This is a genomic window from Vibrio bathopelagicus (assembly GCF_014879975.1).
Taxonomy (GTDB): Bacteria; Pseudomonadota; Gammaproteobacteria; order Enterobacterales; family Vibrionaceae; genus Vibrio; species Vibrio bathopelagicus.
Genome location: NZ_CP062500.1, coordinates 2,673,496 through 2,690,077, shown reverse-complemented (window position 1 = coordinate 2,690,077; position 16,582 = coordinate 2,673,496). Strand labels below are relative to the sequence as shown.

The following is a 16,582-nucleotide window of genomic DNA, read 5'->3' as shown; positions in this document are numbered from 1 at the left end:
TAAAAAACCGGCCTAGAGCCGGTTTTTTTGTATGTGGATAAAATAACAAATTGTGGGTCAAGCTGATGTGAAACCTAATACCGTATGAGCCCAAATAAAAAACGCCGGCCTTAGCCAGCGTTCTGAGTTATTTCTTCGCTTTGTGTGCGTCTGGGTTGCCTTTGCAATCCCCAGTGATGCTTTTACCATACAGGTATAAACTGTGGTTAGTTAACTGTACGTTGTAGCGTTGAGCGATTTCTTTTTGTCTTTCTTCGATAAGATCATCAGAGAATTCGATAACTTCACCGCAGTCTAAACATACTAGGTGATCGTGGTGATGCTGTGTTGAAAGTTCAAATACAGACTTACCACCTTCAAAGTGGTGGCGAGTTACAATGCCAGCATCATCGAATTGGTTCAGTACGCGATAAACGGTCGCAAGGCCGATTTCTTCACCTAAGTCGATCAGCTTTTTATATAAATCTTCAGCACTAATATGTTGGCAGTCTGGTTGTTGTAATACTTCTAAAATTTTGAGCCGTGGGAGGGTCACTTTAAGACCAGCATCTTTTAGAGCTTGATTATTGTCTGACATATACTTTCCTGTTGATGATCTGCAGCAATTAACAGAATTCAATATTAATACCATTATAGTTTAGTCAGGCATAACAATAAACCACGAACTTCAAAGGGTTACTCACTGACATCACAATCTGTTTTGTAAATTGGAAGTATCTCACTTATAGTGGAGGTACGACCAGTTAAGGTGGCGGTAATTCTAATATGAACACGGAATGTTGTTATGAATAAGCAACTTGCAAGAATATATAAACCAAACATCGTAAAATTCGCTCTCAACATTTGGCCTCCTTTCTGGGGGGCTGGTATTAAGATAGCTCATATCAGCGCTGATTTTAGGGTAGTAAAGACAGCGCTTAAGTTACGTTGGTGGAATAAAAATGCCAATCGTACTCAATATGGCGGCAGTATATTTTCCCTAACCGATCCTGTTTACTCTTTGATGTTAATGGGTATTTTAGGTGAGCGATATTATGTTTGGGATAAAGAAGCAAGCATCAACTTTATCAAGCCAGGGCAGTCTGACTTGTACGCTGATTTCGAGATAAGCCAAGGTCAACTTGATGATATTTATCGTCAAACTCAGTTAGGGGAGAAGTGCTTTCCTGAGTTTATTATCTACGTAAAAGATAACAAGGGGAATGTGGTATCAGAAATACAACGAACCCTATATGTGAGAAAGAAGCCTCAATTCAGAGAAGATGACGACGAAGCACTCGAAGCGGAATGTTAATCTGTAAGCCTAAATAACAAAAAAACCTCCAAGATGGAGGTTTTTTCGTATCTATACTGTCGTTATTAATTGTAACAATTAATAACGACGAGAGAATTAGTCTTCTAGCTCTGCTAGGCACATCTCTTCGTGGATTTGTTTAACCCAGTTAGTTACGCGCTCGTCAGTCAATTCTGGTTGACGATCTTCGTCAATACATAGACCAACAAATTGGCTGTCATCACCTTCAACTAAACCTTTCGATGCTTCGAATTCGTAGCTTTCAGTTGATGTGTAACCTAGGATAGTACCGCCTTTCGCTTCAACGATGTCACGGATAGTACCCATAGCATCACAGAAGTACTCTGCGTAATCTTCTTGGTCGCCACAACCAAAGATAGCAACAAGCTTCGTTGAGAAATCAATAGCTTCTAGCTCAGGGAAAAAGTCATCCCAATCACATTGTGCTTCGCCGTAGTACCACGTAGGGATACCAAGCAGCAGTAGATCGAAGTTATCGATATCTTCTTTGCTGCTTTTTGCAATGTCTTGAACTTGAACGAGCTGCTTGCCCAATTGCTTTTGAATCATCTTAGCAACAGCTTCAGTGTTACCTGTATCGCTACCAAAGAAGAGACCTACACTTGCCATAGAATCATTACCTTTAATTTTGTCTGTTGTCGGTGTAATAAAGTTCGGAGGAAATCGTTAGATTCCAGTTCCTTCCCAGCTTAGCTGGATTATCCCTTTTGCGATAAAACCTGCGCAGCCAAGGAAAAGTACTAACCATACGATGCGACGACCAAATGCTGGAACATTTCCTTCCTTTAGAACGTCTTTAATTGCCATTCCGATTAGAAAGAAAATCGCGGCAAACAGAAGATCTAAACCAATAGATTCAATGATGTTCATGTAGTCGTAAAGCATGGGAACCTTATATACCAAATTTGCTTGGGCGCACTATATCACTCTTGTGAGATAAAGTTAATCTGCTGTGATTACACAGCTCTCATTTATATCGACGAATCAACATATTTAAGCGATGAATTTTCTGATTGCACGGAGCACTTCGGCTGGTTTTTCCGCGTGTAACCAGTGTCCGGTATTGGCGATAACATGTGCCTTTGCGTTGGAAAATTGCTGTTGAACGGCGGTTTGGTGCTCAGCGGTGAGGTAATCAGAATCCCCACCTTTTATAAGCAAGGTTTTGACCGAGGTTTTATCAATCGGTTTCCAACCAATGATCTGCGAGTAATTGGCGAGCAGTGACGCAACGTTGAATCGCCATTCCATGATGCCTTGTTCTGATTTGAACAAAGATTTGGTTAGGAACTGGCGAACCCCATCTATCTCGATATGTTTTGCGAGAACCTTTAGCGCGTCTGAGCGTGACGTTGGTTGTTCTTCGATCACCGCTTGTAGGCCTGCGAATACGTTGTCGTGACTACTTTGGGTGTAGGCAACCGGAGCCATATCCAACACAACCAGCTTGTTTAATTCAAGATGCTGGGTAAGCGCCATCGCGACTTTTCCACCCATAGAGTGACCGATTACAGTGACATCTTTTAGTTCAAGATCATCCAACAGCTGAGCAACGTCTTGTGCCATTGCTTTATAGTCGTGAGTATCGCTATGAAAGGACTGACCGTGGTTACGAAGATCAATGCTGATCACCTGATGATCGGCTTTTAGATCCCTAGCCAGCAAGCCAAGGTTGTCCAGATTACCAAATAATCCATGGATCAAAACAATGGTGTGACCCGCACCTTCTATTTTATAGTTGAGCTGTACTGACATTTTTATCTTATTCATGGTGGGTTTGACGTAGAGTATCCGCGCGGATCTCGCTATAATCCCCCTGAGTTTAAACATTGAGATTGTGAAAAGCGAATGAAAACAATTGAGGTTGATGAAGACCTATACCGTTATATCGCGGGTCAGACAGAACGTATTGGCGAAAGCGCTTCAGATATTCTGCGCCGCTTGTTACAAGTAGATCGCCCAGGCATGGTTCCGTTCAAAGAGAGCGTTGAGCCAAAAGGTATCGTTGTTAGCAAAGAGGTAGGCTTTACTCCAGAGAAGTTCGATGGCGTTAAAGAAATGCGCTCATTACTAATATCAGATGAGTTTGCATCATTAAAGAAAGCCATTGATCGTTTCATGCTGGTGTTATCGACACTGCATAAAATTGACGCTGAAAGCTTTTCTGAAGCAACTCAAGTGAAAGGCCGTAAGCGTGTTTACTTTGCAGACAATGAAGAGACATTACTTGCAAATGGTAATACCACTAAGCCTAAAGCCATTCCACAAAGTCCTTTTTGGGTTATTACTAATAACAATACAAGCCGTAAAAGACAGATGGTTGAGCAGCTTATGAGCCGCATGAGTTTCCAAGCAGAATTGATAGAAAAAGTAACAGGTTCAATTTAACGAAATCTGATTTAAACCTCATAATATCCATGGATAAGAAGATATTATGAGGTTTTTTTGTTTTTAAATTTTATATATAAGGATGTCGAAAAATGGCTATGCACCCTCGTGCCGGGCAGAAAGCTCAGCAGGAAGATCTTCATAATATTCCGGCTTTAGTGGCTAACTATTTCTTACAGCAGCCGGATGCTACTAACCCTGATCACAAAGTACAGTTCGGTACTTCAGGTCATCGCGGTACAGCAGACAAATCAACATTTAACGAAAACCACATTCTCGCGATCGCACAAGCGGTTGCTGAGGTTCGTGCTGAGCAGGGTACAACAGGCCCACTTTTCTTAGGTAAAGATACTCACGCTCTCTCTGAGCCTGCGTTTTCTACTGTTATCGAAGTGCTTGTAGCGAACGGCGTTGAAGTTATTATTCAAGAAAAAAATGGCTTTACTCCAACACCAGGTATCTCGCACGCGATTCTTACGCACAACCGAGTGAATGATAAAAAAGCGGACGGCATTGTTATCACGCCTTCGCATAACCCACCTCAAGACGGCGGTATTAAATACAACCCGACACATGGTGGTCCAGCTGAGGCTGAATTGACTCAAGCAATTGAAGACCGTGCGAACGTGATCATTGCTGAGCAAATGCAAGGCGTTAAACGCACTCCTATCGCACAGGCTAAGCAGTCTGAGTTAGTAAAAGAAGTGGATCTGGTTGCACCATACGTTGCTGACTTGGTTAACGTTGTTGATATGGAAGCGATCCAGAAAGCAAACATCAAAATTGGTGTTGATCCACTGGGTGGCAGCGGTATTGATTACTGGCGTCAAATTGGTAAAGCGTACAATTTAGATCTTACTCTTGTAAGTGAAGCGGTTGATCCTTCGTTCCAGTTTATGTCTCTAGACAAAGACGGCGTGGTTCGTATGGACTGCTCTTCTCCATACGCGATGGCAGGTTTACTGGCTCTTAAAGACGACTACCAACTAGCGTTTGGTAATGACCCAGATTACGATCGCCACGGCATTGTTACGCCAAAAGGCCTAATGAATCCAAACCACTTCCTAGCAGTGTGTATCGACTACTTATACCGTAACCGTGAAGGTTGGGGCAAAGACGTTGCTGTTGGTAAGACACTGGTATCAAGTGCTCTGATTGACCGCGTTGTTGCTGATTTAGGTCGCGAGCTTTGCGAAGTGCCAGTTGGTTTCAAATGGTTCGTTGATGGCCTTTATAACGGTCAGTTTGGTTTCGGTGGTGAAGAGAGTGCAGGTGCATCTTTCTTACGTAAAGACGGTACACCGTGGTCAACAGATAAAGATGGCCTGATTCTTTGTCTACTTGCGGCTGAGATCACTGCAGTTACGGGTAAGAACCCACAAGAATACTACGAAGAGCTTGCTGCTAAACACGGCGAATCTAAGTACAACCGTATTCAAGCGGTAGCAAATGGCGCACAAAAAGACGTGCTGAAGAAGTTGTCTCCAGAGATGGTTTCTGCTGAAACACTTGCTGGCGATGCGATTACTGCACGCCTAACGCATGCTCCAGGTAATGGCGCTGCGATTGGTGGCCTAAAAGTGACGACTGAGAACGGTTGGTTTGCTGCTCGCCCATCAGGCACTGAAGACATCTACAAGATCTACTGTGAAAGCTTTAAAGGTGAAGAGCACCTAAAAGCAATCGAAGCAGAAGCTCAAGAGATTGTTAATCAAGTATTTGCAGCCGCTGGCCTATAATCGAATACAGATTAGTAGAGTCATCAAGTAAATAGTGAAAGGGTTGATGTGAAAGCATCAGCCCTTTTTTTATCAGTTTGTGGGTAAAGCGGCTAAGGCTAAGTAGTTTAATTGCTAAGCAACTAAGTAGATTATCCGTGCGGCCAACTTTGTGGCATCACAAACCAAAACTGCCCTGATTTGGTTTGCCCATGAACGAAGCGGTCACCGAACGCGGTGATAGGTTCACAGGTGAAGTCATCAGTGCCAGCTGCCCATTGTTCTTTGGTGAGAGGATAGAGCACTTCAGTAATTAAATGGGCTTGGTTTTGATAACACCAAAAACCGTTGATTTGGCTTGAATTAATGTCGTAACCCAAACATTCAGTAGGTACTTTTTGATCTAAGAATGGGTTGGTATATAGACGACCTTGCATCAAAAGGTGCTTTGAGTCGACGTCGATCTTTGGATATTGCTCAACAAAGGCTGTTGAAGACGACATACCCAGCTGGTGGCTAAGCATTCGATCGAGCTTCTTATCCAATTGGTCGTGAGAGTTAGGACCAAACCATGTCTGTTGATGGAGTAGGTAGAACTTAATCGCCACTTCCCAATGTTGCAGATTTCGGCTGCTCTGTTCTTCGAGAATAAAGTCGATAGCACCGAGTGTTCTCCCCTCAACATTAATCTGAATCTCATCGTACTTGATCGAATAATTATCCGAAGCAACGATGACTTGTTCACATAGATGCTGGTATAGGAAACCTAGCCTAGGATTACCATTGTATGTATGTGATGAATCGATGGTATGAGGGCTTGAGAAGGCTCTGAGATCAGAAACGGGTGGTTTGATTTCCAGTAACGGTGGCGAGTCGATAACCCATTGGTAAAAACGTTGCAGTGCTGTCATCTATTCCTCATAAACTTCAATCATCTGTTTTTTATAAAGAGCTCAGTTCTTCATAAATGTAGCTCTTTATAAACATAGCCTTGGGGCTTTCGACATTCTACCCGTAAATTGATATAACGACGTTATTATAAAGGTAAGCTGGAAATAAAAATGAATAACTTACAATTAGAAAAGCTACTTAACGAAAAACTGCAACCACAGCAGATTAAAGATTACTGCCCGAATGGTTTACAGGTTGAAGGTGCGTCAGAAGTAAAGCGCATCGTTACCGGTGTCACTGCCTCGCAAGCACTTATAGACAGAGCTGTAGAGCTGAATGCAGACGCTTTGCTCGTGCATCATGGTTTCTTTTGGAAAGGTGAGTCAGAAGCGATTCGTGGTATGAAAGGCAAGCGCATTCGAACTTTGATTAAAAACGACATTAACCTTTTGGGTTACCACTTGCCTCTTGATATTCATCCTGAGTTAGGTAACAACGCTAAGCTTGCTGAATTGCTTGATATCGAAGTCGAAGGCGGTTTAGAAGGGCACCCACAATCTGTTGCGATGTTCGGTAAGTTGAAAACGGCAATGACAGGTGCTGAGTTCGCAGAAAAGATTGACCAAGCTTTGAACCGTAAGCCGTTACACATTACTCCAGAAAACCAAGATAAATTGATTACTACTGTCGGTTGGTGTACCGGTGGTGGTCAAGACTACATTGAGTTAGCGGCTTCTCAAGGCATTGATGCGTTTATCTCTGGTGAGATCTCAGAGCGAACAACGTACTCAGCACGTGAGCAAGATATTCATTACTTTGCGGCAGGCCACCATGCAACAGAACGTTATGGCGTGAAGGCATTAGGTGAGTGGCTAGAGAAAGAGCATGGTTTAGATGTTGAATTTATCGATATTGATAATCCTGTATAGCCACACTGAGAGTTTATGCTTGTCTGGATATTTGTAGCTTCATTGAAGTGGTAGAAAATCTTGAAAGACAAAAAAGGGTTGATGTTAATACATCAACCCTTTTTGATTTTAATCGATTAGAAAAGTCTAAACCTTACTATTCGCGCTCGTGTAGAGCTTGGAAATCACGCTGTTCTTCACCAGTGTACAATTGACGAGGACGACCGATACGGTTCGTCGGATCGCTGTGCATTTCGTTCCAGTGTGCAATCCAACCGATAGTACGAGACATCGCGAAGATTACTGTGAACATTGATACAGGAATGCCAATCGCTTTCAGAATGATACCTGAGTAGAAATCTACGTTCGGGTATAGTTTCTTCGATACAAAGTACTCATCAGAAAGAGCGATGCGCTCAAGTTCCATTGCTACGTCAAGTAGTGGATCTTGAATGTTTAGCTCTTTAAGTACTTCGTGACACGCTTCACGCATTACCGTTGCACGTGGATCGTAGTTCTTGTAGACACGGTGACCAAAGCCCATTAGGCGGAATGGGTCATCTTTGTCTTTTGCTTTTGCTACGTATTCTTCAATGTTGTCTACGCTACCGATCTCTTCAAGCATCATTAGGCAAGCTTCATTAGCACCACCGTGAGCAGGGCCCCACAAAGAAGCGATACCAGCCGCAATACAGGCAAATGGGTTTGCACCCGAAGAACCTGCTAAACGAACTGTTGACGTTGAAGCGTTCTGTTCGTGATCAGCATGTAACGTAAAGATTTTGTCCATTGCGCGAGCAACAACAGGGTTTACTTCATATTCTTCACATGGGTTTGCATACATCATGTGTAGGAAGTTTTCTGCGTAGCCTAGGTCATTGCGCGGGTAGATAAATGGTTGACCGATAGAATATTTGTAACACATTGCAGCCAGTGTTGGCATTTTTGAAATTAGGCGGTATGCCGCAATTTCACGGTGTGTGTCGTTATTAACATCTAATGAATCATGATAGAACGCAGCAAGCGCACCTACCACACCACACATAACAGCCATTGGGTGAGCATCACGGCGGAAGCCGTGGAAGAAACTAGCAATTTGCTCATGAACCATGGTGTGACGCGTGACAGTCGTCTTGAACTCTTCGTATTGAGCTCGAGAAGGAGCTTCGCCGTATAAAAGAATGTAACAAACTTCTAAGTAATCAGCGTTGTTGGCCAGTTGATCAATTGGATAACCACGGTGTAGAAGGATACCTTTTCCACCGTCAATATAAGTTATTTGCGATTCACAAGATGCAGTGGCAAGAAAACCAGGATCAAAAGTGAAAAAACCATTAGAACCTAGTGTACGAACGTCGATGACTGGAGTACCAAGTACACCTTCTGTAATCGGCAATTCGATCGGTGCTTGACCTTCAATATGAAGGGTAGCTTTCTTATCCGCCATAACAATCTCCTTTGTTATTATTAATCCGTCCAGGATGTTTATGTGCCATTTTTTTACTGGTCTTACGTGAGAAAGTCAATTTTTCTGCAGCTTTGTGTGCACTTGTTAGTGTTTTTTACATTAAATTCGTTAAAAATCTGTTCTGTGTAGCATTATTTGTTGCATCAATTGTATTAGAATGTTGCCAGCCGTATAGTGGCGCTGAAAAGTTTGGTTAAAACCTTATAAATGCAAGGCTAAGAAGAAATGTGAGGTGTCTTCAGAAACCTAGCGATTAACAATTATTTTACAATTATCTAAGGCTCAACTTACGTTATTTGTTAAGTTAATGTTAAATTTTGACGGTTTGCAATCAAATTTTGTCCATAACAATACATAAGGTTATTTAATGACCATCATGCTCAATGGAGCTGAGTGAGCGAGCCCGTGAAAGAAAGAAAGACAAGACCTGTTAATTTAGATTTACAGACCATCCACTTTCCTATCACAGCAATAGCTTCCATCCTACACCGTGTGTCTGGGGTGATTACTTTTGTTGCGATCGGAATTCTGCTTTGGTTACTATCCATTTCCCTCTCTTCCCCTGTAGGCTTTATGGAAGCTAGCGACATTGTCGACGGTTTCTTCGTGAAGTTTATTCTGTGGGGCATTTTAACCGCTTTGGCTTACCACATTGCTGGTGGTATTCGTCACCTTCTTATGGACCTTGGTCACTTTGAAGAGCTGGAATCTGGCGCTAAGAGCGCGAAGGTTGCATTCGCAGCAACAGCGGTATTGTCTCTACTAGCGGGGATCTTAGTATGGTAAACAACGTTTCTACTTTTGGTCGTAATGGTGTGCATGATTATCTATTGATTCGTGCAACAGCCATCATTATGACGCTTTACACTATCTACCTAGTGAGCTTCTGTGCTTTCTCAGGTGATATTTCTTACGCATCTTGGACGCAATTCTTTGGTGGTACTTTCACTAAAGTGTTCACCATGTTAGCGCTTACTTCAATTTTGGTTCACGCGTGGATCGGCTTGTGGCAAGTACTAACTGACTACATCAAATGTGCAAAATTGCGCGTTGGTCTTCAAGTCGGTGTTGTTGCGGTTCTTCTAGGATATTTCTTCTCTGGTCTGTTTATTTTGTGGGGTGCGTAAGTGACTATTCCTGTTCGTGAGTTTGATGCTGTAGTAATCGGCGCTGGTGGTGCTGGTATGCGCGCCGCGCTACAAATTTCTGAGCAAGGCCTATCTTGTGCGTTGCTTTCTAAAGTTTTCCCAACTCGTTCTCATACTGTGTCTGCGCAAGGTGGTATCACCGTTGCTCTTGGTAATGCGCATGAAGATCACTGGGAACAACACATGTACGATACGGTTAAAGGTTCTGATTACATCGGCGACCAAGATGCTATCGAATACATGTGTAAAAATGGCCCTGAGTCGGTTATCGAATTAGAAAAAATGGGTCTTCCATTTTCTCGCTTCGATAACGGTAGTATTTACCAACGTCCGTTTGGTGGCCAATCTAAGAATTTTGGTGGTGAGCAAGCGGCTCGTACAGCAGCTGCAGCTGACCGTACTGGTCACGCATTGCTACACACGCTGTACCAGCAAAACATCAAGCATAAAACTACCGTATTCTCTGAGTGGTATGCTCTTGACCTTGTGAAAAATGAAGACGGTGCCATTTTAGGTACTACTGCACTTTGTATGGAAACAGGCGAAGTATGCTATTTCAAAGCAAAAGCAACGATCCTAGCAACGGGTGGTGCTGGTCGAATCTACGCTTCTACAACCAATGCACACATCAATACTGGTGACGGTGTTGGTATGGCGATTCGTGCTGGCGTTCCAATGCAAGACATCGAAATGTGGCAGTTCCACCCAACGGGTATCGCTGGCGCAGGTGTTTTGGTAACAGAAGGTTGTCGTGGTGAAGGTGGTTACCTTCTCAATAAAGACGGCGAGCGCTTCATGGAACGTTATGCTCCAAATGCTAAAGATTTAGCAGGTCGTGATGTTGTAGCTCGTTCGATGATGGTTGAGATTCGTGAAGGTCGTGGTTGTGATGGTCCATGGGGTCCACACATCAAGCTGAAACTTGATCACCTAGGTAAAGAGACGCTTGAATCTCGTCTGCCGGGTGTATGTGAGCTTTCTCGTACCTTCGCTCACGTTGATCCTGTTAAAGAACCAATTCCTGTAATCCCAACATGTCACTACATGATGGGCGGTGTTCCAACACAGGTTTCTGGTCAAGCAATTAAACAAACTGAAGACGGCTCAGACGTTGAAATTCAAGGTCTATTCGCTTGTGGCGAAATCGCTTCAGTATCAGTACACGGTGCAAACCGTCTAGGTGGCAACTCGCTACTTGATTTGGTTGTGTTCGGTCGTGCTACAGGTCTTCACCTTGGTGAGACTTTGAACAAGCAAGCTGAAGCAAAACCTGCAACTGAAGCCGACATTGAACGTTCATTAGAGCGCTACAATCGTTGGGAAAACAGTACTGACGGTGAAGACCCTGCGGTAATTCGTAAAGACCTTCAGCAATGTATGCAGAACAACTTCTCTGTATTCCGTGAAGGCAAAGCGATGGCTGACGGCTTAGAAGAGCTGAAAGTGATTCGTGAGCGTCTTAAGAACGCACACCTTTCTGATAAGTCGACAGAGTTCAACACGCAACGTATTGAGTGTTTAGAGCTTGAAAACTTGATGGAAACGGCATTCGCAACCGCGGTTGCAGCAAACTTCCGTACAGAGAGTCGTGGAGCGCATGCTCGTTTTGACTTCCCAGATCGTGATGATGAGCAATGGCTATGTCACTCACTTTACAACCCTGAATCAGAAAGTATGACTAAGCGTGGCGTGAACATGGAACCTATCCATCGTGAAGCATTCCCGCCGAAAGCACGTACGTACTAAGGAGACATGACCATGAAACTGAATTTCTCTTTATACCGTTACAACCCAGATGTGGACCAGAAGCCTTACATGAAAGAGTACACCCTAGAGGTGGAAGAAGGTTCTGACATGATGCTTTTGGACGCGCTTATTCTTTTGAAAGAGCAAGATCCAACCATTTCATTCCGTCGTTCATGCCGTGAAGGTGTATGTGGTTCCGATGGCTTGAACATGAATGGTAAAAACGGATTGGCGTGTATCACGCCACTGTCTGCACTTTCTGGCCAAGATAAGATCGTAATTCGCCCACTTCCAGGTTTGCCTGTTGTGCGTGATTTAATCGTAGATATGACTCAGTTCTACGATAACTACGAAAAAGTTAAGCCGTTCTTAGTGTCTGATGGCAATGTGCCACCGGCTCGTGAAAACCTACAAAGCCCTGATGAGCGCGCTCATTTAGATGGTTTGTATGAATGTATTATGTGTGCATGTTGTACGACTTCATGCCCATCATTTTGGTGGAATCCAGATAAGTTCATCGGACCAGCTGGCCTACTTGCAGCATACCGTTGGCTAATAGATAGCCGAGATACGGCGACAGACGAACGTCTGTCCGATCTTGATGATGCATTTAGCGTTTTTCGTTGCCATGGCATCATGAATTGTGTAAGTGTTTGTCCTAAGGGATTAAATCCGACGAAAGCGATTGGTCACATCAAGACCATGCTAGTGAATCGTTCGGTTTAAGTTATATAAAAATTGCCGCCCTAGAAGTTTTGGGGCGGCCTTTTAATAGCTCGGCATAGACCGCAGCAAACGTGAAAACTACTGGTTAAGGGAAAATATGCACAACGGCGTGATGAAGGCATGGCTCGAGTCTTCACACTTGGCTGGCGCCAATGCAACGTACGTAGAAGAACTCTACGAACTGTATCTAAGTGACCCCGACTCGGTAAGTGACGAATGGAGAAGCGTATTTGAAGAATTGCCTGTGCAAGCTTCAGAAACGGTGGAACAACCACACTCTCGCGTTCGTGAATACTTCCGTCGACTCGCTCAAGAAACAAAGCATTACAGTGTCCAAGTTAGTGATCCTGATGTCGATGCGAAACAAGTAAAGGTTCTGCAACTGATTAATGCTTATCGATTCCGAGGGCATCAAGCAGCAAACCTAGACCCCCTAGGTTTATGGAAAAGAGATACAGTCGCTGAACTGGATCCTTCTTTCCACACTCTTACCGAAGATGACCTCAATGAGACATTTAATGTCGGCTCTTATGCTATTGGCCAAGAGACGATGGTGCTTCGAGATTTGTACAAATCTTTAAAGCAAACTTATTGTGGTTCGATTGGTGCTGAATACATGCACATGACTAACACAGAGCAAAAGCGTTGGATTCAACAACGTTTAGAGTCTGTTTCTGGTCAACCCTCTTTCGATAAAGAAGAAAAGCAAGCTTTCCTAGAAGAGCTAACTGCTGCTGAAGGTCTTGAGCGCTATCTTGGTGCTAAATTCCCAGGCGCAAAACGCTTCTCATTGGAAGGTGGTGATGCGTTGATCCCAATGACGAAGGAAATTATTCGTCATGCCGGTGGTCAAGGTATGCGTGAAGTTGTTGTTGGTATGGCTCACCGTGGTCGTCTAAATATGTTGGTCAACGTGCTTGGTAAAAAGCCACAAGACCTATTTGACGAGTTTGCGGGTAAGCACGACGATACATGGGGAACCGGTGATGTGAAATACCACCAAGGTTTCTCTGCTGACTTCGCAACGCCACGTGGGAATGTTCACTTAGTATTAGCATTTAACCCGTCACACTTAGAAATCGTAAACCCAGTAGTTATTGGTTCGGTTCGTGCACGTCAAGATCGCTTAGACGATAATGATGGCAGCCGAGTACTACCAATTACTATCCATGGCGATTCTGCAATTGCAGGCCAAGGGGTTGTGCAAGAGACATTTAACATGTCACTTGCTCGTGGTTTCTGTGTTGGTGGTACGGTTCGTATCGTTGTGAATAACCAAGTTGGTTTCACAACCTCTAACCCTCGCGATACTCGTTCTACAATGTACTGTACTGACATCGCTAAGATGGTTCAGGCACCGATTTTCCACGTAAATGCAGATGATCCAGAAGCGGTTGCTTTTGTTGCTCGTCTAGCGCTGGATTACCGTAATACATTTAAACGTGATGTGGTTATCGACTTGGTTTGTTACCGTCGCCACGGTCACAACGAAGCCGATGAGCCTAATGCAACCCAGCCTTTGATGTACCAAAAAATCAAGAAGCACCCAACACCACGTAAGCTATACGCTGATGTGCTGATGGAGCGCGGAGAGTTTGGTATTGATACTGCAACTCAACTCGTTAACGAATACCGCGATGCTCTTGATCACGGTGAAGTTGTGGTTAAAGAGTGGCGCCCAATGGCAATGCACTCTGTCGACTGGTCTCCATACCTAGGTCATGATTGGAACATCGAATGGGACAACAAAATTGATATCGAGCGTCTGAAAGAGCTGGGTTCAAAAATTTGTCAGTACCCTGATAGTCACAAGCTTCAGAGCCGTGTAAATAAACTGTACAACGATCGTACTGCCATGATTAATGGCGAGAAACAAGTCGACTGGGGTATGGCGGAAACACTGGCGTATGCAACGCTTGTTGATGACGGAAAGCGTATTCGTATTTCTGGCCAAGATTCAGGCCGTGGTACGTTCTTCCACCGTCACTCTGTACTTCATAACCAAACTGACGCAAGCACATATGTTCCTCTTGCGAACATTCATGACAAACAAGGGCCATTCCAAGTGTTTGACTCGGTATTGTCAGAAGAAGCTGTGTTGGCATTTGAGTACGGCTATGCGACAGCAGAGCCAAGCGGTCTAACCCTTTGGGAAGCACAATTTGGTGACTTCGCAAACGGTGCACAAGTTGTTATCGACCAATTCATCTCGTCAGGTGAGCAAAAGTGGGCGCGTCTATGTGGCCTAACAATGCTGCTTCCTCACGGTTATGAAGGTCAAGGCCCTGAGCACTCTTCTGCTCGTCTTGAACGTTACCTTCAGTTGTGTGCTGAACAAAACATGCAGGTTGTTGTTCCTTCAACGCCAGCGCAGGTTTACCACATGATTCGTCGTCAGGTCGTTAGACCAATGCGTCGTCCACTGATTGTAATGTCACCTAAGTCATTGCTTCGTCACCCTCTGTGTACGTCTTCTCTTGAAGATCTTGCAGACGGTACGTTCCAACCAGCTATCGCAGAAATTGATGATCTGGCTCCTGAGAACGTAAAACGCGTCGTATTCTGTTCAGGTAAGGTTTACTTTGACCTGCTTGATCAAAGACGTAAGAACGAGCAAGACGATGTCGCTATTGTGCGTATTGAGCAACTTTACCCGTTCCCTTACGAGGACGTGAGAGCTGCAATCGCTCAATACACAAATGTAGTCGATTACGTTTGGTGTCAAGAAGAGCCACAAAACCAAGGTGCTTGGTACAGTAGCCAACATAATTTCCGAGCTGCTATCCCAGTAGGTGCTGATATTCAATACGCAGGTCGTCCTGCATCAGCGTCTCCAGCTGTTGGCTATATGTCGGTACATTTGAAACAACAAAAAGCGTTAGTAGACGACGCTTTGACCCTACTTAAGAACTAGAAGTAAAAGGAAAATACAGACATGACAATTGAAATTCTGGTTCCAGATTTACCTGAATCTGTGGCTGATGCAACAGTAGCGACTTGGCACAAAAAACCAGGCGAAGCCGTTGCACGTGATGAAGTCATTGTAGACATCGAAACAGATAAAGTAGTTCTAGAAGTACCGGCTCCTGAAGCGGGTGTTCTGGAAGCTATCATTGAAGAAGAGGGTGCAACGGTACTTTCTAAGCAGCTTCTTGCGAAAATCAAACCTGGTGCTGTCGCTGGTGAACCAACGAAAGACACGACTGAAGATACAGAAGCTTCTCCTGATAAGCGCCATAAAGCGGCACTTACAGAAGAAAGCAACGACGCACTAAGCCCTGCTGTTCGTCGTCTTCTTGCTGAACACAACCTACAACCAGCTGACGTTAAAGGCACTGGTGTTGGTGGTCGTATTACTCGTGAAGACATTGATGCACACCTAGCAGCAGCGAAAGCGGCTCCGGCAGCAGCATCTGCACCTGCAGTTGAAGCGCCAGCAGCGGCTCGTAGCCAAAAACGCGTGCCAATGACTCGCCTACGTAAGACAGTTGCAAACCGTCTTCTAGAAGCGAAGAACAGCACAGCAATGCTGACTACTTTCAACGAAGTGAATATGAAACCAATCATGGATCTTCGTAAGCAATACAAAGACCAATTCGAGAAGCGTCACGATACGCGTCTTGGTTTCATGTCTTTCTACGTGAAAGCAGTAACAGAAGCACTGAAACGTTTCCCTGAAGTTAACGCTTCGATTGATGGTACAGATATCGTTTACCACAACTACTTCGACATCAGCATGGCAGTGTCAACGCCACGTGGCCTAGTGACTCCAGTACTGAAAGACTGTGACACACTAGGTTTCGCTGACATCGAAAAAGGCATCAAAGAGCTAGCAATCAAAGGCCGTGACGGCAAGCTAACTGTTGATGAGCTGATGGGCGGTAACTTCACTATCACGAACGGTGGTGTATTTGGCTCTCTAATGTCTACGCCAATCATCAACCCGCCTCAAGCGGCAATTTTGGGTATGCACAAAATCCAAGATCGTCCAATGGCTGTTGATGGCAAGGTTGAGATCTTACCAATGATGTACCTAGCGCTTTCTTACGATCACCGTCTAATCGATGGCCGTGAATCAGTTGGCTTCCTAGTTACAATCAAAGAGCTTCTAGAAGATCCTGCACGTCTGCTATTAGACGTTTAGTATCTCTAAAACGTCTAGTTAACCCAGTTAGCTAGACGTAAAAAGTTTCAAAGGCTAGGCTGCTCAACGTCTGGCCTTCACTTGAACTGTAAAGCCATTAGAAAATGGACAGCAGTTGATTTGAGAAGAC

At 44.2% G+C, this 16,582-nt stretch carries 16 protein-coding genes; 10 read left to right on the top strand and 6 right to left on the bottom strand.

Features of this window, described 5'->3' with window-relative positions; all coding sequences use genetic code 11:
* Window positions 1-127: 127 nt before the first annotated feature.
* Window positions 128-577, bottom strand: a complete 450-nt coding sequence (gene fcrX, locus IHV80_RS11820) for a ferric iron uptake transcriptional regulator FcrX (RefSeq protein WP_004734226.1) — start codon at window positions 575-577, stop codon at window positions 128-130.
* Window positions 578-784: 207 nt separating this feature from the next.
* Between fcrX and IHV80_RS11815 the strand changes: the two genes are divergently transcribed.
* Window positions 785-1,294: a DUF4442 domain-containing protein gene (locus tag IHV80_RS11815; RefSeq protein WP_192889164.1), complete on the top strand. Its 510-nt coding sequence runs from the start codon at window positions 785-787 to the stop codon at window positions 1,292-1,294.
* Window positions 1,295-1,390: 96 nt separating this feature from the next.
* Here IHV80_RS11815 and fldA read toward each other — a convergent pair whose 3' ends face one another.
* From fldA to IHV80_RS11800, 3 genes are all read right to left on the bottom strand, one after another.
* Window positions 1,391-1,924 (bottom strand): flavodoxin FldA, encoded by a 534-nt coding sequence (fldA, locus tag IHV80_RS11810; RefSeq protein ID WP_017106122.1) that lies wholly within the window; start codon window positions 1,922-1,924, stop codon window positions 1,391-1,393.
* Between the two features lie 57 nt (window positions 1,925-1,981).
* Window positions 1,982-2,200, bottom strand: a complete 219-nt coding sequence (locus IHV80_RS11805; protein WP_004734223.1) for a DUF2788 domain-containing protein — start codon at window positions 2,198-2,200, stop codon at window positions 1,982-1,984.
* Window positions 2,201-2,308: 108 nt separating this feature from the next.
* Window positions 2,309-3,070 (bottom strand): alpha/beta fold hydrolase, encoded by a 762-nt coding sequence (locus IHV80_RS11800; protein ID WP_192890767.1) that lies wholly within the window; start codon window positions 3,068-3,070, stop codon window positions 2,309-2,311.
* A 93-nt stretch (window positions 3,071-3,163) separates the two neighbouring features.
* Between IHV80_RS11800 and seqA the strand changes: the two genes are divergently transcribed.
* Both seqA and pgm read left to right on the top strand, forming a co-directional pair.
* On the top strand, window positions 3,164-3,703 hold the full coding sequence (gene seqA / locus IHV80_RS11795; RefSeq protein ID WP_102340823.1) for a replication initiation negative regulator SeqA: 540 nt from the start codon (window positions 3,164-3,166) through the stop codon (window positions 3,701-3,703).
* Window positions 3,704-3,795: 92 nt separating this feature from the next.
* Complete coding sequence (pgm, locus tag IHV80_RS11790; RefSeq protein ID WP_192889163.1) at window positions 3,796-5,442, top strand: phosphoglucomutase (alpha-D-glucose-1,6-bisphosphate-dependent); 1,647 nt, start codon at window positions 3,796-3,798, stop codon at window positions 5,440-5,442.
* Window positions 5,443-5,573: 131 nt separating this feature from the next.
* Here the strand turns inward: pgm and IHV80_RS11785 are convergent, their stop codons facing one another.
* On the bottom strand, window positions 5,574-6,332 hold the full coding sequence (locus tag IHV80_RS11785) for a DUF1853 family protein (protein ID WP_192889162.1): 759 nt from the start codon (window positions 6,330-6,332) through the stop codon (window positions 5,574-5,576).
* Window positions 6,333-6,482: 150 nt separating this feature from the next.
* On the opposite strand from IHV80_RS11785, the gene IHV80_RS11780 reads away from it, so the two are divergent.
* The gene (locus IHV80_RS11780) at window positions 6,483-7,241 is read left to right on the top strand and encodes a Nif3-like dinuclear metal center hexameric protein (RefSeq protein WP_192889161.1); all 759 of its coding nucleotides are present in this window, start codon (window positions 6,483-6,485) and stop codon (window positions 7,239-7,241) included.
* A gap of 136 nt (window positions 7,242-7,377) precedes the next feature.
* On the opposite strand, the gene IHV80_RS11775 is transcribed toward IHV80_RS11780, so the two are convergent.
* Entirely contained in the window at window positions 7,378-8,667 is a 1,290-nt protein-coding gene (locus IHV80_RS11775; protein ID WP_004734217.1) for a citrate synthase, read from the bottom strand.
* Between the two features lie 414 nt (window positions 8,668-9,081).
* On the opposite strand from IHV80_RS11775, the gene sdhC reads away from it, so the two are divergent.
* The 6 genes from sdhC (at window position 9,082) to odhB (ending at window position 16,452) form a co-directional block, all read left to right on the top strand.
* Window positions 9,082-9,474: a succinate dehydrogenase cytochrome b556 subunit gene (sdhC, locus tag IHV80_RS11770; RefSeq protein ID WP_012604532.1), complete on the top strand. Its 393-nt coding sequence runs from the start codon at window positions 9,082-9,084 to the stop codon at window positions 9,472-9,474.
* Complete coding sequence (gene sdhD, locus IHV80_RS11765) at window positions 9,468-9,815, top strand: succinate dehydrogenase, hydrophobic membrane anchor protein (protein ID WP_004734215.1); 348 nt, start codon at window positions 9,468-9,470, stop codon at window positions 9,813-9,815. Before sdhC ends, sdhD begins: the two co-directional genes overlap by 7 nt.
* The gene (gene sdhA, locus IHV80_RS11760) at window positions 9,816-11,582 is read left to right on the top strand and encodes a succinate dehydrogenase flavoprotein subunit (protein WP_004734214.1); all 1,767 of its coding nucleotides are present in this window, start codon (window positions 9,816-9,818) and stop codon (window positions 11,580-11,582) included.
* A 12-nt stretch (window positions 11,583-11,594) separates the two neighbouring features.
* Window positions 11,595-12,308, top strand: coding sequence for a succinate dehydrogenase iron-sulfur subunit (locus IHV80_RS11755; protein WP_009847320.1), 714 nt, complete (start codon window positions 11,595-11,597; stop codon window positions 12,306-12,308).
* A 97-nt stretch (window positions 12,309-12,405) separates the two neighbouring features.
* A complete protein-coding gene (gene sucA / locus IHV80_RS11750) occupies window positions 12,406-15,222 on the top strand; it encodes a 2-oxoglutarate dehydrogenase E1 component (RefSeq protein WP_065110959.1) in 2,817 nt (938 codons plus the stop codon).
* 21 nt (window positions 15,223-15,243) lie between these two features.
* Window positions 15,244-16,452: a 2-oxoglutarate dehydrogenase complex dihydrolipoyllysine-residue succinyltransferase gene (odhB, locus tag IHV80_RS11745; protein ID WP_009847318.1), complete on the top strand. Its 1,209-nt coding sequence runs from the start codon at window positions 15,244-15,246 to the stop codon at window positions 16,450-16,452.
* Window positions 16,453-16,582: the final 130 nt, after the last annotated feature.

Bases quoted from the DNA above. Each gene is read 5' to 3' on its own strand.
- IHV80_RS11805 (WP_004734223.1), bottom strand. From the start codon at position 2,200: ATGCTTTACGACTACATGAACATCATTGAATCTATTGGTTTAGATCTT.
- IHV80_RS11800 (WP_192890767.1), bottom strand. From the start codon at position 3,070: ATGTCAGTACAGCTCAACTATAAAATAGAAGGTGCGGGTCACACCATT.
- fldA (WP_017106122.1), bottom strand. From the start codon at position 1,924: ATGGCAAGTGTAGGTCTCTTCTTTGGTAGCGATACAGGTAACACTGAA.
- sucA (WP_065110959.1), top strand. From the start codon at position 12,406: ATGCACAACGGCGTGATGAAGGCATGGCTCGAGTCTTCACACTTGGCT.
- fcrX (WP_004734226.1), bottom strand. From the start codon at position 577: ATGTCAGACAATAATCAAGCTCTAAAAGATGCTGGTCTTAAAGTGACC.
- IHV80_RS11785 (WP_192889162.1), bottom strand. From the start codon at position 6,332: ATGACAGCACTGCAACGTTTTTACCAATGGGTTATCGACTCGCCACCG.
- odhB (WP_009847318.1), top strand. From the start codon at position 15,244: ATGACAATTGAAATTCTGGTTCCAGATTTACCTGAATCTGTGGCTGAT.
- IHV80_RS11755 (WP_009847320.1), top strand. From the start codon at position 11,595: ATGAAACTGAATTTCTCTTTATACCGTTACAACCCAGATGTGGACCAG.
- IHV80_RS11780 (WP_192889161.1), top strand. From the start codon at position 6,483: ATGAATAACTTACAATTAGAAAAGCTACTTAACGAAAAACTGCAACCA.
- IHV80_RS11775 (WP_004734217.1), bottom strand. From the start codon at position 8,667: ATGGCGGATAAGAAAGCTACCCTTCATATTGAAGGTCAAGCACCGATC.
- pgm (WP_192889163.1), top strand. From the start codon at position 3,796: ATGGCTATGCACCCTCGTGCCGGGCAGAAAGCTCAGCAGGAAGATCTT.
- sdhD (WP_004734215.1), top strand. From the start codon at position 9,468: ATGGTAAACAACGTTTCTACTTTTGGTCGTAATGGTGTGCATGATTAT.
- seqA (WP_102340823.1), top strand. From the start codon at position 3,164: ATGAAAACAATTGAGGTTGATGAAGACCTATACCGTTATATCGCGGGT.
- IHV80_RS11815 (WP_192889164.1), top strand. From the start codon at position 785: ATGAATAAGCAACTTGCAAGAATATATAAACCAAACATCGTAAAATTC.